Source organism: Eggerthella sp. 1_3_56FAA (assembly GCF_000185625.1).
GTDB classification, from domain to species: Bacteria; Actinomycetota; Coriobacteriia; order Coriobacteriales; family Eggerthellaceae; genus Eggerthella; species Eggerthella lenta.
The window spans coordinates 139,145-162,897 of record NZ_GL622580.1; the positions used below are offsets into that span (position 1 = coordinate 139,145).

The 23,753-nt window shown below is 60.3% G+C and carries 25 protein-coding genes and 1 tRNA gene; 6 read left to right on the forward strand and 20 right to left on the reverse strand.

Translation table 11 applies throughout. From position 1 onward, the window contains the following. Positions 1-2: 2 nt before the first annotated feature. The 6 genes from HMPREF1023_RS06025 to HMPREF1023_RS06050 all read right to left on the reverse strand — a co-directional run bounded on the left by HMPREF1023_RS06025 (position 3) and on the right by HMPREF1023_RS06050 (position 4,247). Complete coding sequence (locus tag HMPREF1023_RS06025) at positions 3-2,201, reverse strand: NHLP family bacteriocin export ABC transporter peptidase/permease/ATPase subunit (RefSeq protein ID WP_227111382.1); 2,199 nt, start codon at positions 2,199-2,201, stop codon at positions 3-5. Then, positions 2,201-2,710, reverse strand: coding sequence for a hypothetical protein (locus HMPREF1023_RS06030; protein ID WP_009305306.1), 510 nt, complete (start codon positions 2,708-2,710; stop codon positions 2,201-2,203). The genes HMPREF1023_RS06025 and HMPREF1023_RS06030 overlap by 1 nt, the downstream gene beginning before the upstream one ends. Continuing rightward, on the reverse strand, positions 2,707-2,994 hold the full coding sequence (locus HMPREF1023_RS06035) for a hypothetical protein (RefSeq protein WP_009305307.1): 288 nt from the start codon (positions 2,992-2,994) through the stop codon (positions 2,707-2,709). Before HMPREF1023_RS06035 ends, HMPREF1023_RS06030 begins: the two co-directional genes overlap by 4 nt. A 231-nt stretch (positions 2,995-3,225) precedes the next feature. Then, positions 3,226-3,438 carry a hypothetical protein gene (locus tag HMPREF1023_RS06040; RefSeq protein ID WP_009305308.1) on the reverse strand — a complete coding sequence of 71 codons (213 nt, stop codon included), beginning with the start codon at positions 3,436-3,438 and terminating at the stop codon, positions 3,226-3,228. Positions 3,439-3,547: 109 nt separating this feature from the next. Then, positions 3,548-3,907: a Nif11-like leader peptide family RiPP precursor gene (locus tag HMPREF1023_RS06045; RefSeq protein WP_009305309.1), complete on the reverse strand. Its 360-nt coding sequence runs from the start codon at positions 3,905-3,907 to the stop codon at positions 3,548-3,550. Between the two features lie 34 nt (positions 3,908-3,941). Next, positions 3,942-4,247, reverse strand: coding sequence for a hypothetical protein (locus HMPREF1023_RS06050; RefSeq protein WP_009305310.1), 306 nt, complete (start codon positions 4,245-4,247; stop codon positions 3,942-3,944). Between the two features lie 355 nt (positions 4,248-4,602). Between HMPREF1023_RS06050 and HMPREF1023_RS06055 the strand changes: the two genes are divergently transcribed. Together HMPREF1023_RS06055 and HMPREF1023_RS15185 are read left to right on the forward strand one after the other, a co-directional pair. Next, entirely contained in the window at positions 4,603-5,454 is an 852-nt protein-coding gene (locus HMPREF1023_RS06055) for a LytTR family DNA-binding domain-containing protein (protein WP_015761475.1), read from the forward strand. A 132-nt stretch (positions 5,455-5,586) separates the two neighbouring features. After that, positions 5,587-5,862 carry a hypothetical protein gene (locus HMPREF1023_RS15185; protein WP_015761476.1) on the forward strand — a complete coding sequence of 92 codons (276 nt, stop codon included), beginning with the start codon at positions 5,587-5,589 and terminating at the stop codon, positions 5,860-5,862. 269 nt (positions 5,863-6,131) lie between these two features. Here the strand turns inward: HMPREF1023_RS15185 and HMPREF1023_RS06060 are convergent, their stop codons facing one another. From HMPREF1023_RS06060 to HMPREF1023_RS06090, 7 genes are all read right to left on the reverse strand, one after another. Beyond that, positions 6,132-6,500 carry a Nif11-like leader peptide family RiPP precursor gene (locus tag HMPREF1023_RS06060; RefSeq protein WP_009305313.1) on the reverse strand — a complete coding sequence of 123 codons (369 nt, stop codon included), beginning with the start codon at positions 6,498-6,500 and terminating at the stop codon, positions 6,132-6,134. A 12-nt stretch (positions 6,501-6,512) separates the two neighbouring features. Then, positions 6,513-6,905 (reverse strand): Nif11-like leader peptide family RiPP precursor, encoded by a 393-nt coding sequence (locus HMPREF1023_RS06065; protein ID WP_009305314.1) that lies wholly within the window; start codon positions 6,903-6,905, stop codon positions 6,513-6,515. Beyond that, the gene (locus tag HMPREF1023_RS06070) at positions 6,902-8,329 is read right to left on the reverse strand and encodes a radical SAM protein (RefSeq protein WP_009608446.1); all 1,428 of its coding nucleotides are present in this window, start codon (positions 8,327-8,329) and stop codon (positions 6,902-6,904) included. Before HMPREF1023_RS06070 ends, HMPREF1023_RS06065 begins: the two co-directional genes overlap by 4 nt. A 58-nt stretch (positions 8,330-8,387) precedes the next feature. Next, positions 8,388-8,735 (reverse strand): hypothetical protein, encoded by a 348-nt coding sequence (locus HMPREF1023_RS06075; RefSeq protein WP_009608461.1) that lies wholly within the window; start codon positions 8,733-8,735, stop codon positions 8,388-8,390. Between the two features lie 425 nt (positions 8,736-9,160). After that, positions 9,161-9,237, reverse strand: a tRNA-Met gene (locus HMPREF1023_RS06080). Positions 9,238-9,469: 232 nt separating this feature from the next. Beyond that, the gene (locus tag HMPREF1023_RS06085; protein WP_009305316.1) at positions 9,470-10,219 is read right to left on the reverse strand and encodes an HXXEE domain-containing protein; all 750 of its coding nucleotides are present in this window, start codon (positions 10,217-10,219) and stop codon (positions 9,470-9,472) included. A gap of 16 nt (positions 10,220-10,235) precedes the next feature. Further along, on the reverse strand, positions 10,236-10,538 hold the full coding sequence (locus HMPREF1023_RS06090) for a hypothetical protein (RefSeq protein WP_009305317.1): 303 nt from the start codon (positions 10,536-10,538) through the stop codon (positions 10,236-10,238). 665 nt (positions 10,539-11,203) lie between these two features. On the opposite strand from HMPREF1023_RS06090, the gene tet(W) reads away from it, so the two are divergent. Next, the gene (gene tet(W) / locus HMPREF1023_RS06095; RefSeq protein ID WP_009305318.1) at positions 11,204-13,123 is read left to right on the forward strand and encodes a tetracycline resistance ribosomal protection protein Tet(W); all 1,920 of its coding nucleotides are present in this window, start codon (positions 11,204-11,206) and stop codon (positions 13,121-13,123) included. 71 nt (positions 13,124-13,194) lie between these two features. Here tet(W) and HMPREF1023_RS06100 read toward each other — a convergent pair whose 3' ends face one another. Beyond that, positions 13,195-13,632, reverse strand: a complete 438-nt coding sequence (locus tag HMPREF1023_RS06100) for an HXXEE domain-containing protein (RefSeq protein ID WP_009608459.1) — start codon at positions 13,630-13,632, stop codon at positions 13,195-13,197. A 241-nt stretch (positions 13,633-13,873) separates the two neighbouring features. Between HMPREF1023_RS06100 and HMPREF1023_RS06105 the strand changes: the two genes are divergently transcribed. Beyond that, positions 13,874-14,356: a TetR/AcrR family transcriptional regulator gene (locus HMPREF1023_RS06105; protein ID WP_227101294.1), complete on the forward strand. Its 483-nt coding sequence runs from the start codon at positions 13,874-13,876 to the stop codon at positions 14,354-14,356. Between the two features lie 109 nt (positions 14,357-14,465). Here the strand turns inward: HMPREF1023_RS06105 and groL are convergent, their stop codons facing one another. Beyond that, positions 14,466-16,052, reverse strand: a complete 1,587-nt coding sequence (gene groL, locus HMPREF1023_RS06110) for a chaperonin GroEL (RefSeq protein WP_009305321.1) — start codon at positions 16,050-16,052, stop codon at positions 14,466-14,468. A gap of 402 nt (positions 16,053-16,454) precedes the next feature. Here groL and HMPREF1023_RS06115 point away from each other — a divergent pair, with 402 nt between their 5' ends. Then, the gene (locus HMPREF1023_RS06115; protein WP_009305322.1) at positions 16,455-17,249 is read left to right on the forward strand and encodes an amidohydrolase family protein; all 795 of its coding nucleotides are present in this window, start codon (positions 16,455-16,457) and stop codon (positions 17,247-17,249) included. Between the two features lie 47 nt (positions 17,250-17,296). Here HMPREF1023_RS06115 and HMPREF1023_RS06120 read toward each other — a convergent pair whose 3' ends face one another. The 3 genes from HMPREF1023_RS06120 to HMPREF1023_RS06130 all read right to left on the reverse strand — a co-directional run bounded on the left by HMPREF1023_RS06120 (position 17,297) and on the right by HMPREF1023_RS06130 (position 20,864). Beyond that, positions 17,297-18,616 (reverse strand): hemolysin family protein, encoded by a 1,320-nt coding sequence (locus HMPREF1023_RS06120; protein WP_009305323.1) that lies wholly within the window; start codon positions 18,614-18,616, stop codon positions 17,297-17,299. Positions 18,617-18,903: 287 nt separating this feature from the next. Beyond that, entirely contained in the window at positions 18,904-20,292 is a 1,389-nt protein-coding gene (locus HMPREF1023_RS06125; RefSeq protein ID WP_009305324.1) for a uracil-xanthine permease family protein, read from the reverse strand. After that, the gene (locus HMPREF1023_RS06130; protein ID WP_009305325.1) at positions 20,289-20,864 is read right to left on the reverse strand and encodes a xanthine phosphoribosyltransferase; all 576 of its coding nucleotides are present in this window, start codon (positions 20,862-20,864) and stop codon (positions 20,289-20,291) included. Before HMPREF1023_RS06130 ends, HMPREF1023_RS06125 begins: the two co-directional genes overlap by 4 nt. Before the next feature lie 327 nt (positions 20,865-21,191). On the opposite strand from HMPREF1023_RS06130, the gene HMPREF1023_RS16075 reads away from it, so the two are divergent. Next, positions 21,192-21,326, forward strand: coding sequence for a hypothetical protein (locus HMPREF1023_RS16075; protein WP_009608410.1), 135 nt, complete (start codon positions 21,192-21,194; stop codon positions 21,324-21,326). 119 nt (positions 21,327-21,445) lie between these two features. Here HMPREF1023_RS16075 and HMPREF1023_RS06135 read toward each other — a convergent pair whose 3' ends face one another. Beyond that, positions 21,446-22,930 carry a basic amino acid/polyamine antiporter gene (locus HMPREF1023_RS06135; protein ID WP_009305326.1) on the reverse strand — a complete coding sequence of 495 codons (1,485 nt, stop codon included), beginning with the start codon at positions 22,928-22,930 and terminating at the stop codon, positions 21,446-21,448. A gap of 145 nt (positions 22,931-23,075) precedes the next feature. Next, positions 23,076-23,753 (reverse strand): enolase C-terminal domain-like protein (locus HMPREF1023_RS06140; protein ID WP_009305327.1); only part of this gene is annotated, 678 nt, incomplete at its 5' end.

Consider the following 23,753-nt stretch of genomic DNA (forward strand, 5'->3'; position numbering starts at 1 on the left):
TCCTATTCCTGGGTCACCAGCTGCAGGTACATGCCCCCGCGCTCGCACAGCTCTTCGTGAGTGCCGCGCTCCACCACGCGGCCCTTGTCCAATACCACGATCTCGTCGCAGTCTCGCACGGTGGACAGGCGATGCGCCACCACGATGCAGGTGATGCCGCGCTTGCGCACCGCGCTCATGACCTCCTGCTCGGTCTTGGCGTCGAGCGCGCTGGTCGCCTCGTCCATGATGAGCACGGTGGGATCCTGCGCCAGCACGCGAGCGATTTCCAAGCGCTGCCTCTGTCCGCCGGACAGGTCGCGCCCGCCTTCGGACAACACGGCGTTATAGCCGCCGTCGCGCTGCATGATGACCTCGTGGATGCCGGCATCGCGCGCGGCAAGGATCACCTCGTAGTCCTCGATGGAGGTGTCCCACAGGCGGATGTTGTTGGCGATGGCGTCGTTGAACAACACGATGTCCTGGTCGACCACGGCCACCGACCCGGTCAGCACCTCGCGCGGCACCTCGTCCATGGGCGAGCCATCGAAGCTCACCGTACCCGACCAAGGGCGAAACAAGCCGCTGACCAGCTTGGCAAGCGTGGACTTGCCGCACCCCGAAGGGCCTACGAAGGCCACGCTACGTCCGGATTCCACATCAAGGTCGAAATCCTTGATCAGGGGTTCTTCCAACCTCGAGTATCCGAAGGTCACGCCCTCCATATGCACGGCGCCCTTGAGCTTCTCGCACGATGCGGCGCGGTCGAGCGGAGCCTGGGAGAACGCCGGATCATCCGGATAGCGCATGACGTCCTCGATGCGCTCCATGTCGGTGCGCATCTCCTGCAGCGTCTGCATGACGGACGTCAACGTGGAAGCGGGAGCCATGAACTGCGACAGGTAGCCTTGGAACGCCAGGATCATGCCCACGGTGAACTGGCCTTGCAGCACCAAGTACACGCCCGTCATGAGCACGGCGGTGTTGGTCACCTGCATGACCAGCTGGGGCACCAGCCCCAGTCGCTGCCCCAAGCGCGCGAAACGGACCTGTTGCGTGTTGAAACCTGCCTGGAAGCCGGCCCAGCGCTCGAAATAGCCGCCCTCCGCGCCGGCGGCCTTGATGGTCTCCACCATTTCGATGCCGGAAACCGTGGCGGCGGCCAGCTTGCCCGCATCGCGCATCTGCACGCGCGTCACATTCACGCGCTTCGCCGAGATCAAGCGCGCCATGCCCAGGTTTATCACCACCGACGCTATGCCGATGGCGGCCAACAGCGGACTGTAGGCAACCATCACCACGGCGTACAGCACCAGCAGAACGAAGTTCAGCAGCAGCGGCGCCAACTGCTTCACCAGCGATGCGGCGATGGTGGTGTTGGTGGCCGCACGAGCCGATAGGTCGCCGGCCATGCGCTGCGAGAAGAACTCCATGGGCAGGTGCAGAACCTTCCACATGAACGACGAGTTGGACACTACCGCCATCTTGCCCTCGAGACGTAGCAGGTACATGGCGTTCAGCACCTCGACCACGATGCGCACCGCTCCCACGGCTATCAGCAAGGCAATGAAGGGGTACAGCCATTCCGGGTTCTTCCCACCCAGCAGCCGATCCATGAACACTTGGGAGAGCGCCGGATTGATGATGCCGACGACGGCCGTCACCGCCGCCGTGATGGCCACGAACGCGAGCGCGGCGCGCGAACCCTGTAGGCGCGGGCCAACGAACTCCCATACCGACCGGGGCTTGCCGCTGGGCTGGAAGTCGGGACCCGGCACGAAGCGCAGCATGACGCCCGTGAAGGCGGCATCGAACTCCTCCTCCGTCACGGTCACCTCGCCGCGTGCCGGATCGTTCAGATGCACCTTGCCTCCCTTGAAACCGCGGCACACCACGAAGTGGCTGAAGTTCCAGTGGACGATGCAAGGGAACACGCCCTGCGAGCGCAGCGCCTCGGGCTGCATACGGAAACCCGAGGCCTCGAATCCGTAGGCGCGAGCCGCGCGCACCACGTTGGAAGCCTTGGATCCGTCGCGTGATACGCCGCAGTCCGCGCGCACCTGCTCGAGCGGCACCCATTTACCGTAATAAGCCGCTATCATGGCCAGGCAGGCCGCCCCGCATTCGAGCGCTTCCATCTGCATGATAACGGGAACCTTGCCCGCCATCTGACCAGGCTTGCCTGCAGTGCGAGCGCGGCGCGCTCCCTTACCCGGCAGCATCACGATGCGCCCCCCAGAATCAGGCTGATGGGAGCGAACTCGCTTGTGGCCACATGGGCATCGTACACGCCGTCGGGCAGGTCTATGGTCACGTCGACGGGAAACATCCAACTCGTTGCGTTCACCTTGTGCGCTGCGTACTCGTCCAGCTGCGCGGCCAGTGCGTCGGGAGAGAGGGGCGTGGTTCCCACGGACGCTACGGCGCCTTTGGCGCTGTCGGCGCTCACCGTGTCGCCGACGGCCACCTGACCTACCTCGTCCTCGGCGACGTAGCAGGTCGCGTGGCCGCCTTGCACCACCAACGCAGTAGGCATCGTGTCGACCAAGCGCCCGCAGCACGCCCATATGAAGCCGGCCAGCAACAACAGAAGCACGGCGCCCAGCACCATCCACACCCCGAGATTCGACACGCGGATGTAGTCGTCGAGCTGCTCGGGCGACTTTGCCCGATCCAGGCTTTCCTGGCGAAAGGGCGAAGCCGCCTTGTCTTTTCCGTCGCGTGCGCTCATCGTGAACCTCCCGTTTCGGTCAAACCGTCGAAGCCGGGCAGAACGATGGGAAGCTCGACTCCTTCGCAGCCGGCCGCAACTTCATCCAGTTCGTCAAGCGCAAGCTCGCCTTCGCCCAGCGCCCCCCAGGCGCTCTGCGCCGCTGCGTCGTTCACCCACAGGCCTTCCTGCTCTATAAGGCTCTTGAAGTCGTCAAACGACATGCCCCCCGCCGCATGGCGGGCGGCATCCATCGCAGCCTCGTCACGGTCGGAACGAGGGCTCTTCGCATCGGGTTCGACCATCGTCGCTCCTTGCTCGCGCGGTCAAAAGAAACGGTTCCCCTTTTTCGGGCATCGCTGCGCATCGTGAACGGATGAAGCGCGGGCGACGCTCTTTTTCGTCAACCGACAACGATGGGGTACGAACACGCGACTGACAACGCCCCACGAACGAACGACCACTTTCAACGAACGAACGACCAAGGACGGTTGCTCGTTCGAGAGAAGCGCTTAAAACCGCGCATTTTCATCGGATCAATAGCGGCACTCCGCCCGGATGCCGGGGATAACCTGCTTCCAATATTGGCACATCGTGCAATCCCTTGCGAAGTACGGATCGTAGCTTGATAGCTGCTTCCCCGTTTTGGGGCATTGGTAATGGGAGACATAATCGCCGGCCCCGCCGCTGACATCCTGCAAGCCGTCGTCTTCAAGCCTCTCGATCTTCAAGGAATCTTCGTTCTCCATGTGTTCGCTCCTTCGCTTCACGTCGATTGCGGTACCGGCCGTCGCGGCATGGGCATCGCCGACCATCTCCTCAACGCCCAGCTCACGCGCCTGCGCCGCCCGTCGCCGCTTACGGGTTTCGCAAGCGGCAGATGGAAGTGATCTCGCAGATCTCGCCCGTATCCCTCCGAATTCCCGTTCCCGTGGTCGGGCATTCGCACACCGCCCCGCGGTCGTTAACCAAGCCCAAACCGGTGTACTGGCAGCAGCAGGCTTCGCCTCCGGCGACGGCGCCCAGCTCGTCTTCATCGAGTTCCGCCGATGAGGGGGCGAAGTCCTCGGCCGACAAGTCGAAGCCGGCTTTCCGTGCGATTGCAGCCGCCTGTTCTGCATTCTCTTCGGCAGACAGGCCTTCAAGCGCTTTCAGCTCGTCTTTGATCGACTCGTCCTCGCTCGCCTTCTTCAGAAAGTCTTTCAATTGCTCGTTCATGCGCAATCCTCTCCGTTTCTTCGGTTTGCTGGTTTTACAGCGTTACCACGCAATAGTAATTCGGCCAATCGAACTGACCGTACTTGCAGGTGGCGCAACACTTCGTCTCCGATGCCTGGAAGTCGCACACGTCAGACGGGGACACGACATGATAGGCCCCGCCGACGGTCGCATCCAGCTGTTGCTCGGTGAGCTCGCCTTCCGCGGTTCTCACCGCCATGAAAGCTGCCTCTTTTTCGGGACTCAACTCAAGGCCGAGCTCGGCGCTGACCTCGCGAAGCTCCTCAATCGTCTGGATGCGCGCGGCGCGCTCCATCATCTCTTGCTCGGTAGCCGCCATAGCAGCTCCCCCTTCCTGTTCCGTCCGTCCTTCTTGGACGATGCCTGCCGATAAGTGTAGGAATCGCCGGCCTTCGCACGCAAGGCGTCGCGAACGAACGACCTATTCAACCGCACGAAAAGCCTGTTGCGCAGTGCGCAGCGGTAGGCAAAGGGAACGCTCGTTTCGTTTGAAGGGGCGTTCGTTTCGACCTCGTTTGGCATCGACGAGCCGTCTGCGGCTTTCTTCTATACTGCGGGGAAGGCGCTCGTCGCCTTCATCCTTTTCTGCATTTCTGAAAGGTTGCCAGTGAAGAAGGCCGTGTTGCATACTTCGTTCTCGCGCCGTTCGGCGCATGTCTCCAGGAGAACATACCGTGATTAGCGAGAGCAGCAGGCATGTTCGGGGCGAGGCTCCCGTGGACGGTCCTGCTTCTCATCCCCTGATGGACGAGACGATTTCGCTGACGCGCGAGTTCGTCCATCGGTACTGGAACGGCGGGACAAGCTGGTGCGCCGCCCGCCTTTCCGATGATTTCGCATGGATGGGGGCACAGGACGACCAGCCCGACTCATCAAGCGATTCGTTTCGCCGGCAGATGGAGCAGATCGCAATCGAACGACCCCGCGTGGTTCTTATGTGCGAGCAGTACCTGCCCGTTGCCGCCCAGGAGACCCTGTGCATCGTGGCAGGGAGCTACCTGGTTTTCGGCGACCCGGCATCCGGCCGACTTGCCGCACAGGAACAGCGCTTCACGTTCGTGTGGAAGCGCGACGAAAACGACGACTCCCTGAAAATCTGCTATTGCCATGTATCGCATCCGCTGCCTCCTGCACCAGATAGCGAGCCGCTTTCCGTGAGCGTGAGCAAGCAGGCATACCTGTACCTCAAAGCCGTCCTGATGCGCCAACGCCAAGACGAGGCCGTTACCGTGCGCGACGTAGACGGCACTTCATGGCGCATCAAGCCCGATGAGATCGTGTGCGTGGAGGCGCGAAAGCAGCGCACCGTGCTTCATTGCGAGAAGACGGACGTAACGGTGCACGGCTGCATGGGAAACGTGCTGGAGCAACTTGGATTGGACATGATGTACGTGCATCGTAGCTTCGCTATCAGTCCGCGCCATGTCGCGAGCCTGGAGAAACGCGATCTGGTGATGGACAACGGGCTTGTCATCGAGATTCCCACCAAACGCCTATCCCAGGTGAAGAAAGAGCTATTCGGCTAGCAACAAGGGTTTTCGTTGCGCGCGAGCGGTCTTTCGTTCGCAAGGAGTTGCGGACGGACGCCGTCGCTTCGTATGCTAGGCGTCGCAAGCTGCTTTCAAGCAGGCGGTTCAGAAAGAGAAAGAAGGCCCGCCATGGCAACTGGCAAAGAAACCAGCACAACGGCAGAAGAAGCTGCGGAAAAGCTCGCCGATCAGGAATTGGATGCAACCGGAGGAGGGCCAGGGATCCCTCTTGACCGCATAATAAACCCCAATCGCTACCATTTCGGATGCGGATTATGGGTTCCCAACCCCGGACACGAGTATGACGAAAGGCACTATTGCATTCATTGCCGCTTCTTCTTGGACACCGGCCCGCACTCTTTCGATTGCGTAAGAACATCGTCCCCTTGGGATTGGGACGGCTAGGGGAGGGGATCTTCCGTTCGCGGAATTCAGCATCTAAGCTTGGAAAAGACGACTGAAAATCGTTCAGAACCCTCCATCTCCGCCAAGCACTGCGATGTGGCGGCAGGGCTCACATGCAACGCGCTGCTGAATACGGCGGGGAAATGCGAAGGGCTGAGCCGACAGAGAAAACCGCTCGCTTCGACCCTGCCCTTCGCCAAGAACGCTTTCACCTGCTTGTTCGCGCGTCTTCCTTTCGCCATCTTCCAGCAAGACCACACGGGGAAGGCCTAGCCAACGGCGCCCATCGAGTGGCAGACCCTATCGACGTTGACGAACCCGCTTCCGTCGGTCCAGGCTCCTGTCCCCTCTCTTGGGCAATCGCACAGCACAGGGCGATCATCCATCAGGCCCGTACCGGTTTGCCTACAGCAGCAGGCGTAACCTCCTCCTGCCACGACGTTGAGCTCGTCGTCGTCAAGCTCCGCTTCGGCAGGAGCGAAGTCCTCGACCGACACATCGAAACCGGCTTCCCGAGCGATGGCTGCCGCCCGCTCGGCACGTTCCTCTTCGGGCAGGCCGGCGAGGGCGCCGAGTTCCTCTTTGAGCGGCCCGTCCTCGCTCGCCTTCTTCAAAAAGCCTTTCAATTGCTCGTTCATGCGCGCTCCTCTCTATTGAAGGTTTCCGTTGGACTGCAAAGGCATGACTTCGGCAGGCTTCGGCCCGCCTTCGTTTTTATCTAAAAAGCAGTAGAGATTTGGGTACGAAAAACGGCTATACGCGCAGGAGGCGCAGCAAAGCGTGTTATCTTGCTGGTAATTGCACTTGAAGAGTGGGGACACGATTACGGAGCCGCCGGACACGGCAGCAAGCTCGCTCTCGTCGAGCTCCGTTTCGGCGGGGTCGAGATCCTCGACCGCCACCTCGAAACCGGCCTCGCACGCGATGGCGGCCATTCTCGCCGCGACTTCGTCTTCCGGCAGACCAGCGAGGGCCTCCAGCTTGACCCGCAGGCCCTCGTCCTCGCTGACCTTCGCCATGAATTCCTTCATGTCCTGCTTCATTCGTTCTCCTTTCTCTCGGCGATCCTCGCCTGGGCTTTTTCTACCGCCTCGCGGATGCGGGGCGCGTAGCCGCCTTTCAGGATGAGGCACTGGGCGCGATCGGGCGACAGTATGTCGTCAGGGGCGGTGAACAGCGCGCTCGCGCGGCACCCGCCAGCGCATGCGCCGCGGTGCTCGCACTGGGCGCACTCGAGGTTGTGCTCCCACAGCGCGCTCACGCGCGTATCGATGAGCGAGAGGTACTCCGAGTCGGACAGACCCTGCCTCAAGCCGATCTCGGTGGCCAGCGGGTACCTTTCCTGCATCGGCATGGACGACAGCGCCATGCACGGCAGCATCCGCGCCTCCGGGGACAGGTAGAGCGTCTGGCGCGCGTGGCCGCACGTCACCTGCGACGCGCACGCGGCGGGGTCGCGCTCCTCCGGATGCTTCCCTATGTTGGGGATGGTCCAATCCCCGCTGCCCGGACGCCCCATGAAGAAGCCGCCCAGATGCAGGCCCAGAGGCGCGCCGTCCTCGTAGAAGCAGGGGATGTAGTCCAGGTAGACCTCGAAGGTCTCCTCCAAGGTGAGCGACCTGTCCTCGCCCAGGCGCTCCCACGTGTCGGTGTCCGCCACGGGATTGACCTTCAAGCTCTCGCAATGGTGCGCCGCCAGCGTGCTGACGCTCTCCCGCAGCAGGTGCTTGTTGCCCTGGTGCAGGCACATCTCGGCTCCGGTGGGAAAACCCCGCTCGTGGCAGAGGTCGAACGCCGCCAGCACCGCGTCGCCCGCGCCGGGGACGCCGCGCATCCAGTCGTGCCAGCCCTGCGTGCCGTCGTAGCTCATGTTGAACTCGGGACGAATCTCGCGCTCCTCCAGCTGGTCGAGCAGCTTCTCGTCCACCAGCTTGCCGTTCGTGTAGATCTGCGCGATCCGTATGCGGTAGGACAAAAGCGCGTCCACCAGCTCCATGAAATCGCGGCGCACCAGCGGCTCGCCGCCGGTCAGCGACACCTCCAGGATGCCGCAGTCGGCGATCTGCCGCGCCAGGTCCATCATGGTGTCGTGGTCGATCTCGCCCAGCTTCGCGTCGGGCGCGGACATGTAGCAGTGGCGGCACCGGTAGTTGCACTTGCCGGTGATCGACCAGTGCGCGGTTCGGACGAAGCGGTTCTGATAGCGGCGGTACTCCTGGTCGGGCGTGAGGCGCTCGCCCGGTTCACACCGACGCACGGCACCCTGCTCCTCCAGCTTCTCCACGAAGGCGCGCACCTCGTCGCTGATGATGGGCAGCGATAGGTCTATCTGCCCATCGCACAGCGAAAGCGCCTCGAACGTGCGCGCGTCGACGAAGCGCACGCCGTTGTGCGGCCGCTCGACCACGGCATAGGGCAGTTTCTCCCAGCCCCGCAGAACCAGATCTTCTCTCAAAAGTCGCTTCATGTCGCTCTTTTCTTCCTTTACATGCGCACGCCGCCTCGGCAACCCTCTCCCTCCCCGCTTACGATGAGGCGTTTTTCGGCTTGAACTGGCAGGCAAAAAACGGATAGAGCATCTGCTTGTTGTGGCACGTGGCGCATATGCGATTATCGAAATCCCGGCCATCCCATTGGTCGCAGGTGTCGAACAGGTTTATATACGGCGATCCGGGGCCGAAAAAACTCGATCCGCCGACCGAGGCGTCCAGCTCCCCCTCCGACAATTCCCGCAACTCTGCCTTTGCAGCCATGAAAGCTTGCTCGTCTTCGGGAGACATCTCCACGCCGAACTCAGCGCATGCCTCGCGCAACTCCTCAATCGTCTGGATACGCGCGGTGCGCTCCATCATCTCCTGCTCGGTTGCCGCCATGATGATTACCCCTTTCTCGTCCGACCGCGCGTCGCGACCGGTGTCTGCGAATCAGTATGGGAACCGCTTCTGCCGTCCGCAAGCCGCCGCGAACGAACGACCGATTACAGCGAACGAACGCTCGTGCATGGAGCCGAACGAAGCAGGGCAGATGGGCGTGAGGGGGCGTTCATTTCGCTCAAAGAAAAACGTGCCGATGCCTCGAGCGCCAAACGCGCGTATCGCTCAATGCCGCGGCGCGGACGGCGAAATCATCGAAGGATCGCGTGGCGCTGCAATGGTGGCAAGCTTTGCAACTACCGCGACAATGAACACCGATCAAGGCATTTCATCGTTTAGCCCGGATTTTGCCCAGATTTGTGTCGAAAATGGATCCGAACGCAAAAAAGGTCGGAAGCGTTTTCAGCTTCCGACCTGCAAGTTACTGGTCGCGGGGGCAGGATTTGAACCTACGGCCTCCGGGTTATGAGCCCGGCGAGCTACCAGACTGCTCCACCCCGCATCGTTATGTTGCGCCTACCTCTCCTGCCCGAAGTGCCTTCAAACAGGAAAAGCGGCAAGAAAGAATATTACCCGTCTGTCTTAACGAACGCAAATCATTTCTCAGTGATTCACAAGGTCTACACGTTTTTAACTCGATCGAAAGCGAACTCCTAACCCTTGACGGCGCGGCGAGCCTCGCAGCGTACATGAATACAAGCCACGCCCTATCGCACCCCATACTCGGCGTCCTCTTAATCAACGCGAGCCTCGGACTGCTCGACATCCTCCTTGCAATAGCCGCCATAACGCATGTAGTACTTGGCATCTTCGAACGCGAACATGCCCGGCTCCTGCTTGCGAACCCACTTCTTGAGAGGCGTCTCCGTAAGCGGCACGCACACGCAGCACATGACAGCGAACAACACCAGACACCACAGCCAATCGGTTGCCGTGACACCTGCGATATGCGCGATCAGGTACGCTGCGGCCGGCAAGAACATCATGAGCGACGTGGCGAGCCCCGTATGGTAGATGGTCTTCTTGCCCTTGTCACGATACCAGAGGTAGGTGGCGACGCCGCCCGCCGTATGGGCGAACAGCTCCATGACGCACAGCAGGATGACGCACAGCGCAACCGCGTTCGACAGAGGAAGGAAGAAGCAGAGCGCTGCGTAAACGAGCGGGATCCACTGCAGCCCCACGTTGGTGACCATATCCGTGAGCCGGCTCATGGGATAACGCGTCGGATCGTAGAGGCTCTCGTCTTTCGGGCGGAAGACGCTCGTGTTGTAAAACCAATGGAGGCCGCCGGGGAACTTCCACTCCTCGAGCACGTGGAAAGCCATGATGAAAGCTACGAAAACGCCCGCTTTGCTGCCCAGAGGCATGACATCCCAGAAGACGGCGGCAAGCACCGCCACCACCGTCGCCGTGACGCACAGGAAGACGATCCACTGGTTATCGCACCATTTGTCCAGTTTCTTAACGAAATTGCTTGCCATTTGTCTACTCGCTTTCCTACTTCGCTTTCTTCGCTTTGCCGAAGAGACCCTTCGGAACGCTGCCGGGATCTGCCGCTGCGGCAGCCTTGCGCTCTTCCCAAACCTTCGCAACGTACTCGCGCTTGTAACCCCAAAGCTCTCGCTCTTCGAACGGATCCTTAGAATCGCGGTCATGCATGAAGAGGATCGGCAAGCCGAACGAGATGCCCAGCAGCACGAGCGAACCGGGAATGCCCCACCAAAGCTGATTAGCGGCTTCCGGCATGAACGTCAGCACGTACCATATGAACACGATGGCGACGGGCAGCTGCAAGAACACCGCCGCGAATGCTCATGTACGGTAAGGAAGCAAGCAACCGAAAACAAGAGATAGACCGCCAGCACTACACTATTCCGAACCAAAGACCAAAAGATAAGCATTGTGGGAAAATCTAAACTTTTGGATTTTCCTACAATGCCAACTACGGCGGAATCCCTCCCACTCCTTATATCTTTCTGTATACATTGAATTTGTATTTAGTAAAATGCAGACAACACCACGGATCGGCTTTTGGTTGGACAATTCCAACCAAACACCACAGCAGACAGCAGAAAACATTCTGAACGCTAGGAAGCCGGTATGATTGTTACATATAAGGGGAAGAAAAATTTCTTTTAGGTACTTGCTTTCCTAAAACTGATGTGATACAATGATTTAATCCAGAAAAGGAGTAAAAAATATGCGGCAAGGTATTCTTAAATAAAACTATAATCAAATAGTGGGAACAAAGGATTATGATAGCTCCTTTTGTAGGGACTTAGTTTTTTGTACCCAATTTAAGAATACTTTTGCCTTATCAATTTTGACATATCCCCAAAAACAGCAATCACAAACAGGTGTATGCTGTATATGTGTATGTCCGCAACTTATAATCCCCAGTGGTAAAAGTATTTTACTGCTGGGGATTTTTATGCCCTTTGGGGCTGTAAAGGGAGGACAATCACATGAAAATAATCAATATTGGAATTCTTGCCCATGTAGACGCTGGAAAGACGACCTTGACGGAGAGCCTGCTATATGCCAGCGGAGCCATTTCAGAACCGGGGAGCGTCGAAAAAGGGACAACGAGGACGGACACCATGTTTTTGGAGCGGCAGCGTGGGATTACCATTCAAGCGGCAGTCACTTCCTTCCAGTGGCACAGATGTAAAGTTAACATTGTGGATACGCCCGGCCACATGGATTTTTTGGCGGAGGTGTACCGCTCTTTGGCTGTTTTAGATGGGGCCATCTTGGTGATCTCCGCTAAAGATGGCGTGCAGGCCCAGACCCGTATTCTGTTCCATGCCCTGCGGAAAATGAACATTCCCACCGTTATCTTTATCAACAAGATCGACCAGGCTGGCGTTGATTTGCAGAGCGTGGTTCAGTCTGTTCGGGATAAGCTCTCCGCCGATATTATCATCAAGCAGACGGTGTCGCTGTCCCCGGAAATAGTCCTGGAGGAAAATACCGACATAGAAGCATGGGATGCGGTCATCGAAAATAACGATGAATTATTGGAAAAGTATATCGCAGGAGAACCAATCAGCCGGGAAAAACTTGCGCGGGAGGAACAGCAGCGGGTTCAAGACGCCTCCCTGTTCCCAGTCTATCATGGCAGCGCCAAAAATGGCCTTGGCATTCAACCGTTGATGGATGCGGTGACAGGGCTGTTCCAACCGATTGGGGAACAGGGGGGCGCCGCCCTATGCGGCAGCGTTTTCAAGGTTGAGTACACCGATTGCGGCCAGCGGCGTGTCTATCTACGGTTATACAGCGGAACGCTGCGCCTGCGGGATACGGTGGCCCTGGCCGGGAGAGAAAAGCTGAAAATCACAGAGATGCGTATTCCATCCAAAGGGGAAATTGTTCGGACAGACACCGCTTATCAGGGTGAAATTGTTATCCTTCCCAGCGACAGCGTGAGGTTAAACGATGTATTAGGGGACCAAACCCGGCTCCCTCGTAAAAGGTGGCGCGAGGACCCCCTCCCCATGCTGCGGACGGCGATTGCGCCGAAAACGGCAGCGCAAAGAGAACGGCTGCTGGACGCTCTTACGCAACTTGCGGATACTGACCCGCTTTTGCGTTGCGAAGTGGATTCCATCACCCATGAGATCATTCTTTCTTTTTTGGGCCGGGTGCAGTTGGAGGTTGTTTCCGCTTTGCTGTCGGAAAAATACAAGCTTGAAACAGTGGTAAAGGAACCCTCCGTCATTTATATGGAGCGGCCGCTCAAAGCAGCCAGCCACACCATCCATATCGAGGTGCCGCCCAACCCGTTTTGGGCATCCATAGGACTGTCTGTTACACCACTCTCGCTTGGCTCCGGTGTACAATACGAGAGCCGGGTTTCGCTGGGATACTTGAACCAGAGTTTTCAAAACGCTGTCAGGGATGGTATCCGTTACGGGCTGGAGCAGGGCTTGTTCGGCTGGAACGTAACGGACTGTAAGATTTGCTTTGAATACGGGCTTTATTACAGTCCGGTCAGCACGCCGGCGGACTTCCGCTCATTGGCCCCGATTGTATTGGAACAGGCATTGAAGGAATCGGGGACGCAGCTGCTGGAACCTTATCTCTCCTTCATCCTCTATGCGCCCCAGGAATACCTTTCCAGGGCTTATCATGATGCACCGAAATACTGTGCCACCATCGAAACGGCCCAGGTAAAAAAGGATGAAGTTGTCTTTACTGGCGAGATTCCCGCCCGCTGTATACAGGCATACCGTACTGATCTGGCCTTTTACACCAACGGGCGGAGCGTATGCCTTACAGAGCTGAAAGGATATCAGGCCGCTGTCGGTCAGCCGGTCATCCAGCCCCGCCGTCCAAACAGCCGCCTGGACAAGGTGCGCCATATGTTTCAGAAGGTAATGTAAAGATACATAATCGTCAAGACGGCAACAATCAGAAGTTATGGAGGGTAACAATGGAATATAGTAAGGAAGATTTAATGGAAGCAAAAAAGCAAAAGACCGGGGTTGTACTTGGACTTCAAGCGCATGTTGAGCACGATGCCATGCGCCGGAATCTGCCAGAGACCCTGGAATATCTGAGCCGCGGCAAGCCAAATGAGCTGCGGGAAGAAGATCGGAACGATATAGCATAGATAGCACAGGACGACGTTGCTGACGAAGCACTGGCGCTGGTTCAAGATATAGCGATCCGGACGCTCGATCTCGTTGAAGACGATCATGTTCGAGATGAGCGGAAAACCGCCCGGCCAGGCATACTCTTCGAACTGATGCACCAACATGCCCATCCAGCTGAAGATGAGCAAAACCTGCACGTAGTCAAGGGCGGCGCTGCCCCAAAGCCCCATAGCGAACGCGAGGATAACGAAAGCGACCCCTCCGATGTAGTACCAATACCTCTGCCAGAACTTCATGCGAACCGCCTCCTTCAACTGCTGAGAACTGAGTTTTGGCGTATTGACATCTCGCTATGGTTTGTACAATAGTAAACACAACGGTTTGTAGTCAACAGTCTGTTGATAGACAAATGTCGCATGCTCAACGCACTATGCAGTATTTGATTTGAAATGAACATTCGAAGCATTTTTGTCGAGGGAGCGCTTGATGGAGAACTAGAGGATACGCCTGAGCAAGACGCTGTTGAAAAACGCACTCGTGCACCTGCTCCAGAAGAAGCCCTTGAACAAGATTTCAGTACTCGAGATATGCGAGACCGCCCAGATAAACCGCACTACTTTTTACAAGTACTACGGAAGCCAAACCGACCTGCTCAACGAGATCGAGAGCGATTTTCTTGCGCAGCTCGACGAAAGCCTTGCACTCATCCCCGAACAAGAAGGCGCCGTAGCGTCTGTGCTCGCCAACCTCTACGAGCAGCGCACGACCTTCTGCACGCTCGTGCGGGCCATCCCGAGCCACGAATTCGCAACGCACCTCTTCTCCCTGCCGGGCATCAACGGGCTCTTCAAAAACCTCGCCATCGCCAGCAGCTGCACGAAATCGCAGACGCAGTATACGCGCGAGTTCATCTTTCAGGGCACCTTCGCCGTCCTCTGTAGCTGGCTGAGCAGCGAAAACCCCGAACCCGTTTCTGAAATCGCCGAGATGCTGGAGCTTCTCAAGGACAAGCTCTTATAACCGGCGCGGCATACCGGTTAAACGGAAACGAGCGCACTCCATGTCGGACGACAGCGGGCCCGCGCGATTGCGCGGGCCCGCATGGCAGAACCGGGTTTCGACGAGGACGTTAGTCTTCCTCGGGCACCATCTCGCTGACGGAGGCGTTCGTGATCAGAATCAGCGACGCCACAGAAGCGGCGGCCTGAAGCGCCGTGACCGTAACCTTCGCCGGGTCGGCGATGCCACGGCCGATCATGTCGCCGTACTCGCCAGTCATACAATCCAGACCCTGGCCCAGCGGCAGCTCCTTGACCTTCTCAACGGCCACGTCGCCGCGATAGCCCGCATTCTCCGCCAGAGCGCGCAGCGGCACCTCCAGCGCCTTGCGCAGAATGTCGATACCCAGCTGCTCCTCGGCGTTCTCGCATACGAGGCCGTCCAGCGCGGACGCGGCCTGCAGCAGCGCCACGCCGCCACCGGCCACCAGGCCCTGCTCTGCGGCCGAGCGGGTAGCCAGCAAAGCGTCCTGGATACGGCTGCGGATCTCGTTCATCTCGGACTCCGTGGCGGCGCCCACTTCCATGACCGCGATGCCGCTGGACAGCTTGGCCAGACGCTCGCGCAGAACGTCGCGGTCGTAGTCGATCTTCTCCGTTTCGATCTGCGCGCGCAGCTGATCGCAACGCTGCTCGATAGCCTCGGGCTTGCCCTTGCCGCCCAAGATGGTGGTACGGTCCTTGGTGATCTGCACGCTGGCGGCGCGGCCGAGCATGCTCTTGCGCGCATCGGCCAGCGTCAGGCCGCGATCAGGCGTGATAACTTCGCCGCCGGTGAGGATGGCCAGATCCTCGAGCTCAGCCTTGCGTCGATCGCCCAGAGCCGGCGCCTTCACCGCAACGCTGGTCAGCGTGCCGCGACGGCGGTTCATCAGCAACGTGTTCAGCGCCTCGCCACGCACGTCTTCAGCGGCGATCAGCAACGGATGACCGGACTGCATGACCTCTTCCAGCACGGGCACGATGTCTGCGAAGTTGTCGCCCAGACGCTGGTCGGTCAACAGGATGTAGGGCTCGGTGAGCTCGCCTTCCAGGCGCGCCGGGTCGTCGGCCATGTACGGGGAGATGAAGCCGTTATCGAACATCATGCCCTTGAGGATCTTCACCTCGATGCCGAAGTTCTGAGACTTCTCGACCGAGATGACGCCGTCACGGCCGATGGCATCCATAGCCTCCGCGATCTTCTCGCCGATCTGGCGGTCGCCTGCGGAAACCGTCGCGATCTCGGCGATCTGCTCACGCGTGGTAACCTCGACGGCGTTCTTGAGAACCTCGTCGGCCACCACGTCGGCAGCGCGCTGGATGCCGCGGCGCAGCGCCAGCGGATCGGAACCGGAGATGACGCAGCGTACTCCCTCGCTCACGATAGCGTCGGAAAGGATGGTCGCCGTCGTGGTGCCGTCGCCCGCGTCGTTGTTCGCGGCGATGGCGGCCTCGCGCACGATCTTCATGCCCATGTTCTCGATGGGATCTTCAAGATCGACATTGGCGGCCACCGTGGCGCCGTCGTTGGAAACGTTGGGCTTCTCGTGCTCCTTCTGCATGGCGACGTAGCGCCCCTTCGGGCCGATCGTCACCCTCACGGCGTCGGCCAGCTTGTTGACGCCGGCAGCCATCTTCGTACGGGTTTCGTTGTCGAACGCAATGTCTTTGGACATAGTCTGGTTCCCTTCTCATCGGTGTGCGGCGCTTCGCCATCACCGCGCGCACGATAGGCGCCTCTGCCGCTCGGCTGAAAAACCACTGACCCGAGCATGCGGAAGCTCATAAAAATCACTGTCGAAAAAGTTAGCACTCTTTTGCTTCGAGTGCTAGTCATAACAAGCTTTTTCCTCGTGACGAATGGAAAGCAGCGCTGTTTTGAAGGGCTTCGAACCTCTTGCCAATCGGAAGGCTCAGCACCGAAGCCTCGAAAGCGGCACCCAGAAACATGCTTCTGCCTAATGCGCCGCGAACGCCGATGCTCTACAATCAGGAGCTGCGCGATGCTGGCCGAGCGTTCAACTCGAAGCCGTTTCGCACCGCGCCGCCGAAACAGCACGACGCGAAGGAGCGCCTCCATGGCAGTGATCGATGCCCATGCTCACATATATCCCAACAAGATCGCCTCGCGAGCGGTCGACGCCGTGGGCGACTTCTACCTCATCGACATGTTCGGCGAAGGCACGGTGGAGCACCTGCTGTCCGCGCAGCAGCATGCGCCCATCACGCACTTCATCGTGCATTCGGTGGCCACGACGCCGGGCAGCGTGGAGTCCATCAACAACTTCATCGCCGAGCAGTGCCGGCAGCATCCCGAGTTCATCGGGTTCATGGCTATGCACCAGGACTATCCCGAGCCCGAGAAGGAAATCGAACGCGCCATCGGCCTGGGACTCAAGGGCATGAAGCTGCATCCCGACACGCAGCACGTGAACATGGACGACCCGCGACTCATGAACGTGTACGAGATGATAGAGGGGCGCCTGCCCATCGTCATCCACACGGGCGACTACCGTTACGACTACTCGCATCCGCGCCGCCTGATGAACGTGCTGAAAACGTTCCCCGACCTCGTGGTGGACGCGGCGCACTTCGGTTGCTGGTCGCGCTATGAAGTGGGCTACGACATCCTGCATAACGCCGACAACCTGTTCGTGGACGCGTCGAGCTCCCAGTTCTTCCTGGGGCAGCGCCGCACGGTGGAGCTGGCGCGCATGTGGGGCACCGACCGCATCATGTTCGGCTCGGACTACCCCATGTGGAGCCCTGCGGCGGAATACGACCAGTTCGTCACCGCCGGCTTCTCGGAGGACGAGCTGGAGAACATGCTGTGGCACAACGCCGAGCGTTTCGCCGGCGTGAAGGTGGGATAGCGCACGCAACAAGAAGCCCCGCCATTGCTGACGGGGCCTGAAGTCGTTTAGCTTTCGTCGCTTTCCGGAGCGTGCTCGAGCACCACCCGAATCTTGTCGATGCGGTGGCGGTCCATGTCGACTACGGTGAACGTGGCCCTGTCGTCGCCGTCCTCGATGGTCACGGAATCGCCCTCGTCGGGGATACGGTCGAACACGGTGAGCAGCAGGCCGCCCGCCGTCTCGCATTCCTCGGACTCGAGAGGCTCGAAACCGATGAGCTCGCCCACCTCGTCGATGGGAAGCGAGCCGTCGATGAGGTAGCTGCCATCGTCCAACTGCACGATCTCGTCCGAGCCGCCATGCGCGTACTCGTCGTCGATGCGGCCGACGATCTGCTCCATGATGTCGCTCATCGTAACGATGCCGGCCGTGCCGCCATGCTCGTCGATGACCACGGCGATTTTCGTGCGCTTCTCCTGCAGCGTTTGCAGCAACTTCGCGATGGGCACGCCTTCGGGTACGGCCTGGATCATGCGCACGCGCAGGTCGTCGACCGTCGCGTCCTTAGGCATCGTGTAGAGGTCCTTCACGTGCACGAAGCCGACGATGCGGTCCTTGCTGCCGCGGCACACCGGGTAGCGCGTGTACTTGTACTGCAGCACGGTCTGGAGGCTCTCCTCCAGCGGATCGTCGAGGTCGATGCACACCACATCGGTGCGCGGCGTCATGATGGCCTCGGCGTCTTTGTCGCCCAGGTCGAAGATGTTGTCCACGTATTCGTTCTGCTCGGGGTCGATGAGTCCGCTTTCGGTGCTCTCGTCGATGAGCAGCTTGATCTCCTCGTCGGTGTACACCTCGTGTTCGTTGGCCACGTCGTGGCCCAGCATCTTCATGACGCCGTTCGTAATGCTGTTGAACAGCCACATGACGGGGTACGTGATGCGGTAGAACCACACGAGCGGCGTGGCCGTGAACAGGGCGTAGCGCTCGGTGGAGAAGATGGCCAGCGACTTCGGGATGAGCTCGCCCACCACGATGTGCAACGCGGTGATGATGACGAAACCGATGACGATGGAGATGCCGTGCGTGGCCGCCTCGGGCACGTTGAGTGCCTTGAACAGCGGTTCGAACAGGGCTGACACCGCAGGCTCGCCCAACCAGCCGAGGGCGAGCGAGGCAAGGGTGATGCCCAGCTGGCAGGCTGACAGGTAGGCGTTGACGTTGTCGGCGACGAGCTTGGTGTACTTGGCGCCCTTGCGACCCTCGTCCACGAGGATTTCGACTTGCGACTTGCGTACGCGCACGAGCGAGAACTCGGCGGCGACGAAGAACGCATTCATGAGCAGGAAAAACAGAACGAGCAGCAAACTGAGTGCTATGGGCATAATTGCGGATGGTCCTCCTTTATATGACTATTCGCCATGTAATCGTACGGCATCCGTCCATCTGGTCATACACCCGTTACCGGAAACCCGCAGGTTTCCACAAGTGGGGTTGAAGCCATCCGCCTATGGAGGAGCGACCCAGGAATCCAGAAGCCTCGCAAAGACGCATCATCGCCCCAAAAACACGCTCCAGCGACTGAGGCGTGTTTTTGGGGCGATGATGCGACCGGAAACTCAGGAACATCCGCGAGGCGCGTCGCCGCACGCGCCCAGGCAACCGCGGGGCGTCACGCCGTCGCCAGGTCGCCGTCCTCGTCGACGCTCGGCGCCGCCTCGGCGGTCGAACGTTCGGACATCGCCGTCGCGCCCTCGATGCCGGCGTCCTTCGGCAGCACGAGGTTCGCCACCACGGCCACCAGGAACACCACGGCCACGCAGTTCTGCGCGAACACGCTTTGGATCAGCTCGGGGAAGTTCGCGAACAGGGCCGACACCTGCGTGAAGCCTATGCCCACGGCCAGCGACAGCGCCGCGATGAGGATGTTGCGCTGCGAGAAGCCCGCCCGCGCGATCATCTGGAAGCCGCTGACGATGATGTTGCCGAACATCATGATGGTGCAGCCGCCCAGCACCGCCTCAGGCAGCGACGCGAAGATCACGCTGATCACCGGCAGGAACGCCGCCAGGATCATGATGACCGCGCCCGTGGCGATGGCTTTGCGGTTCACCACCTTCGTCATGGCCACGAGGCCCACGTTCTGCGAGAACGACGTGATAGGCAGGCAGCCGAAGCACGCCGACAGCGAGCTGACGAAACCGTCGCAGGCGATGGAGCCCGAAAGCTCCTTCTCCTTCACCTCGCGGTTGAGGCCCACCATGGTCAGCGCGGAGGTGTCGCCGATAGTCTCGGTGGCCGACACGAGGAAGATCAGCGTCACCGACACGATGGCGCCCAGGTTGAACTCGGGCGTGAACGGCATGAGCTGCGGCAGTGCGAACAGCTCCATGCTCTGGAAGCCGCTGAAGTCGACCGCCCCCGCAACCACGGCGCATGCATACCCGATGACCAGGCCGAACAGCACCGAAAGCTGCTTGGTCTTGCCTTTCGCCAGCACCTGGAACACCAGGCACGAAACCAGCGAGATGGTGCCCAGCAGCAGGTTCTGCGGCGATCCGAAGTCGGCAGCGCCGGAGCCGCCGCCGAACGAAGAGGCACCCACGCCCAAAAGCGAGAAGCCGATGGACGTGACCACGACGGCCGCCACGATGGGCGATATGATGCGCCGCCAATACTTCGCGAACAGACCCAGCACGCCTTCGATGATGCCGCCCACGATGATGGCGCCGATGGCGACGTTGTACCCGTACGTGGCCGCGATGCCCACGAGCACGGTGACGAACGTGAAGCTGATGCCCATAACGATGGGCAGGCCCGACCCCACGCGCCACAGCGGGAACAGCTGGATGAGCGTGCCGATGCCCGCGATGAGCATGGCGCTTTGCACCAGCATGCCCAGCTGATCGTCCGCGAGGCCGGCCGCCGCGCCCACGATGAGGATGGGCGCGAGGTTCGCCACGAACATCGCGAGGATGTGCTGGATGCCGTAGGGAATGGCGCGGACGACGGGGATGTCGCCGTCGAGCTTGAACAGGTTCTCGTGTACGAATGCTTTCATCGGAACGCGATCTCCCCCGTCTCGGGGTCCATGCGCTCCACGATGGCGAGCGATTCCAGGCGGTAGCCGCGTTCGCGCAGGTCGTCGCCGCCAGGCTGGAAGCCCTTCTCGATGGCGATGCCGATGCCCTCCACCGTGGCGCCCGCCTCGCCGACGAGCTCGATGAGGCCGTTCAGCGCGCATCCGTTCGCCAGGAAGTCGTCGATGATCAGCACATGGTCGTCGGCGTTCAGGAACTTCTTCGACACGATGACGTCGTACACGCGACCGTGCGTGAACGACTCGATGCGTGTCGTGAACATCTCGCCGTCCAGGTTGATGCTCTGAGCCTTCTTTGCGAACACCACCGGCACGCCGAAATGGCGCGCCACCACGCAGGCGATGCCGATGCCGGACGCCTCGATCGTGAGGATCTTCGTGATGGGAGCGTCGGCGAACAGCCGCTTGAACTCCTCGCCCATCGCGTCGAACAGATCGATGTCCAGCTGGTGGTTGAGGAAGCTGTCCACCTTGAGGACGCCCTCCGACTTCACCACCCCGTCGCGCCTGATGCGTTCCTCCAAAAGCTCCACGTGCCGCCTCCGTCGTCGTTCCGTCTTCATGCGTCGCGTCATCTCGCAGACGCAACGAACCTTTGCAGGACAGTGTAAAGGACGCATGCCGCCAGGGGAACGGGGAATTCGCTAGATCGACGGGTTGCCCGCATGGAAACCACGTGGGAAATGATGACAAGGAATGTGGAATCCGCGTGGGAACGGCGCTGGAAACGCGCAAGATCGAGCAGACTTTCCATGGTGTTGCACGCCATGGAAACGTAGAACGGGCCCGCTATACTTGTAGGTACGGATTCGATCCGGCGGCTTGGTGCCTCTCCCTCTCATTACTCTAGAAGGATGGAGGTGAAGACCATGACCGCTTTGGATTTGCTTGCGTTGGCCGAATTGCTGTTGAAGCTGATGTCTCGTATCATCGAGTTTGCCCTGGTGATAGAAGACGCGCTCCAGTCCCACAAGGGAAAGGAGCGCTCCAAGTAAACCCAAACCGCCGAAGCGATCCGAGAGCCGTGGGGAGCACCAACTCCCTGCGGCTCGCCTCATATTATACGCATCGAACGGCAGCTCGCAAGGGTTTCCAAGCGATGCAGCTCGCGTCCCTACAGCACCACTTGGCCGGTGAACAGCAGCACGAGCGACGTGACGGCGGCGATGAGGATGATGGCCACCACCACCTTGTCCACCGTGCTCTTGAGGTACGGCTCGTTGCGCTCCTTCTTGCCCTTGATGTACATGAGGATGCCCGGCGCGTACAGAAGCGACATGAGGGTGAGCCCCGTCGCGCCCGACGCCCACGCCAGGAAGAAGCTGTACACCACGCCGAACACGCCGAAAATGCGCCACAGCACCAGGCTGCCGCCCACCTTGCCCTTGAACGCGTCGGGCTCGGTGAACGTGAGCTTCGCGAAGTACGCCGCCGACAGCAGGTACGGCAGCAGGATCATGCCGGCCGACAGCGCGTAGAAGAACTGGTACGTGCTGTCCGAGAACAGCATGACCACGAGGAACGCCTCGATGATGACGTTCGTCACCACGAGCGTGACGATGGGGGCGCCCTTCTTGTTCGTCTTGGCGAAGGCCTTGATGAACACGCCCTGCTCAGCCGCCTCGTAAGGCGACTCGCTGGACAGCACGGTGTAGCCCAACATGGCGCCCACCAGCGACAGCACCACGCCGCCGTTGATGAGGATGGCGCCCCACTGCCCCACCGCGTGCTCCATGACGCCCGCAAGCGCCGGGTTCTCCAGCTGGGCCAGCTCGGACAGCGGCATGACGCCCATGCTGAGCACGCTGACCATGAGGTAGATGCTGAGCACGCAGATGAACGCGATGATGGTGGCCTTGCCCACGTCGCGTTCCTTCTTGGCGCGACCGGAGATCGCGACCGCGCCCTCGATGCCCACGAACACCCAGATGGTGATCATCATGGTGTTGCTCACCTGGTCGAAGAACGGCAGGCCCGGATCGGCGCCCTGCGACATGTTCGCCAGAAAGATGCCGAGGTCGAATTTCTGCAGAAAGATGATGGCCGTGATGGCTACGAAGATAGGCACGAACTTCGAGATGGTGATAACGGCGTTCACGCCGGTAGCCTCTTTGATGCCGCGCGATACGAGGAACACGTAGAACCAGATGAGCAGGCTGGCGCCGATGACCGACGGCAGGTTCGTGCCGCCGCCGAAGATGGGGAAGAAGTACGAAAGCGCGCCGAACAGAAGCGCCGAGAAGCTGACCGTGCACAGAAGCGCGCTGATCCAGTAGCCCCAAGCGCTGTTGAAGCCCAAAAAGTCGCCGAACCCCGCATTCGCATAGCTGTAGATGCCGCCCTTCAACTGCGGCTTGATGCGCGAGAGCGCGAAGAACGTCATGACGAGGCACAGCACCCCGATTCCCGAGATGCTCCATGCAGTGAGGATAGCCGCGCCGCTGGCGCCGCCTGCAGCCTGGTCGCCCGCCAACGTGAACACGCCGCCGCCGACGATGAGCGTGATGACCGTGGTGACGAGGCGAAAGATGCCCAGTCCTCCGTGGGGTTGGGGAATGCCCGAAGTGGCGGACGCGTGGTGCGATGCGGATTCGCTCATGTAATCACCGTTTCCTTGATGGACAACTGGTAGCATGATACTCCACAACATTGCATTCCGTCACACCGTTATGCAACATTTTGCATGCAGAGCGGTTGTCGTCCCGAGCGGAGCGCATGGCACGGAGATGGCAAGGGGCGGGACGTCACGCAATGACGAGGCGCTCCACGAGGACGTTTTCCAACGCCGAGCGGTTGAGGTCGCAACCCAGGCCGCTGGCATGGCCTTCGCGGTTGAGCGTCACCATGCCGCGCTCGGCCGTGTAGGGCGGATCGGTGATGTCGCAGGAGAAGTAGCGAGCCGTGGCTCCGATGTCGCCGGGCGCACCCACCGCGCTCAGCGTCTCGAACGCGGCATGCAGGCGCCTGGACACGCCCGTGTCGTACATGCCGCCCATCCACACCTCGATGCCCCGCTTGCGCGCCATTTGCACGAAATCGAGCGCAGGCTGCACGCCGCCGCATTTTCCCAGCTTGAGGGCGTAGCACCGCAGCTCGGGCTGCGCCAACGCACGGGACAGGTCCTCGGGGCGCACGATGGACTCGTCGAGGCAGATGGGGGTGCGCAGCGTGCGCTGCAGACGCGCGAGGCGGCTGAACAGGTCGGTCGGCCCCACGGGGGGCAGGCGCCGCGGATCCAGCGGCTCCTCGATCCAGGCGACGTTCAGGCCGTCCAAGCCGCGCAGCTCCTCGGCTTCACGCTCCGAGAAGCTCTGGTTGGCGTCGAGCGTGATCATCATGTCGGGCAACGCGGCGCGCACGGCCTGCGCGCATGCGAGCGCGGTTCCCGGTTTCACCTTCAGCTTCACGCGCTTGTAGCCTGC

Excerpts from the sequence above, each read along its gene's own strand:
- HMPREF1023_RS06125 (WP_009305324.1), bottom strand. The coding sequence starts at position 20,292 with ATGAAAGCATTCGTACACGAGAACCTGTTCAAGCTCGACGGCGACATC.
- HMPREF1023_RS06045 (WP_009305309.1), bottom strand. The coding sequence starts at position 3,907 with ATGAACGAGCAATTGAAAGACTTTCTGAAGAAGGCGAGCGAGGACGAG.
- HMPREF1023_RS06075 (WP_009608461.1), bottom strand. The coding sequence starts at position 8,735 with ATGGCGGCAACCGAGCAGGAGATGATGGAGCGCACCGCGCGTATCCAG.
- HMPREF1023_RS06050 (WP_009305310.1), bottom strand. The coding sequence starts at position 4,247 with ATGGCGGCTACCGAGCAAGAGATGATGGAGCGCGCCGCGCGCATCCAG.
- HMPREF1023_RS06065 (WP_009305314.1), bottom strand. The coding sequence starts at position 6,905 with ATGAAGCAGGACATGAAGGAATTCATGGCGAAGGTCAGCGAGGACGAG.
- HMPREF1023_RS06085 (WP_009305316.1), bottom strand. The coding sequence starts at position 10,219 with ATGGCAAGCAATTTCGTTAAGAAACTGGACAAATGGTGCGATAACCAG.
- HMPREF1023_RS06115 (WP_009305322.1), top strand. The coding sequence starts at position 16,455 with ATGGCAGTGATCGATGCCCATGCTCACATATATCCCAACAAGATCGCC.
- groL (WP_009305321.1), bottom strand. The coding sequence starts at position 16,052 with ATGTCCAAAGACATTGCGTTCGACAACGAAACCCGTACGAAGATGGCT.
- HMPREF1023_RS06135 (WP_009305326.1), bottom strand. The coding sequence starts at position 22,930 with ATGAGCGAATCCGCATCGCACCACGCGTCCGCCACTTCGGGCATTCCC.
- HMPREF1023_RS06100 (WP_009608459.1), bottom strand. The coding sequence starts at position 13,632 with ATGAAGTTCTGGCAGAGGTATTGGTACTACATCGGAGGGGTCGCTTTC.
- HMPREF1023_RS06120 (WP_009305323.1), bottom strand. The coding sequence starts at position 18,616 with ATGCCCATAGCACTCAGTTTGCTGCTCGTTCTGTTTTTCCTGCTCATG.
- HMPREF1023_RS06030 (WP_009305306.1), bottom strand. The coding sequence starts at position 2,710 with ATGAGCGCACGCGACGGAAAAGACAAGGCGGCTTCGCCCTTTCGCCAG.
- HMPREF1023_RS06040 (WP_009305308.1), bottom strand. The coding sequence starts at position 3,438 with ATGGAGAACGAAGATTCCTTGAAGATCGAGAGGCTTGAAGACGACGGC.
- HMPREF1023_RS06070 (WP_009608446.1), bottom strand. The coding sequence starts at position 8,329 with ATGAAGCGACTTTTGAGAGAAGATCTGGTTCTGCGGGGCTGGGAGAAA.
- HMPREF1023_RS06025 (WP_227111382.1), bottom strand. The coding sequence starts at position 2,201 with ATGCTGCCGGGTAAGGGAGCGCGCCGCGCTCGCACTGCAGGCAAGCCT.
- HMPREF1023_RS15185 (WP_015761476.1), top strand. The coding sequence starts at position 5,587 with ATGGCAACTGGCAAAGAAACCAGCACAACGGCAGAAGAAGCTGCGGAA.
- HMPREF1023_RS06035 (WP_009305307.1), bottom strand. The coding sequence starts at position 2,994 with ATGGTCGAACCCGATGCGAAGAGCCCTCGTTCCGACCGTGACGAGGCT.
- HMPREF1023_RS06060 (WP_009305313.1), bottom strand. The coding sequence starts at position 6,500 with ATGAACGAGCAATTGAAAGGCTTTTTGAAGAAGGCGAGCGAGGACGGG.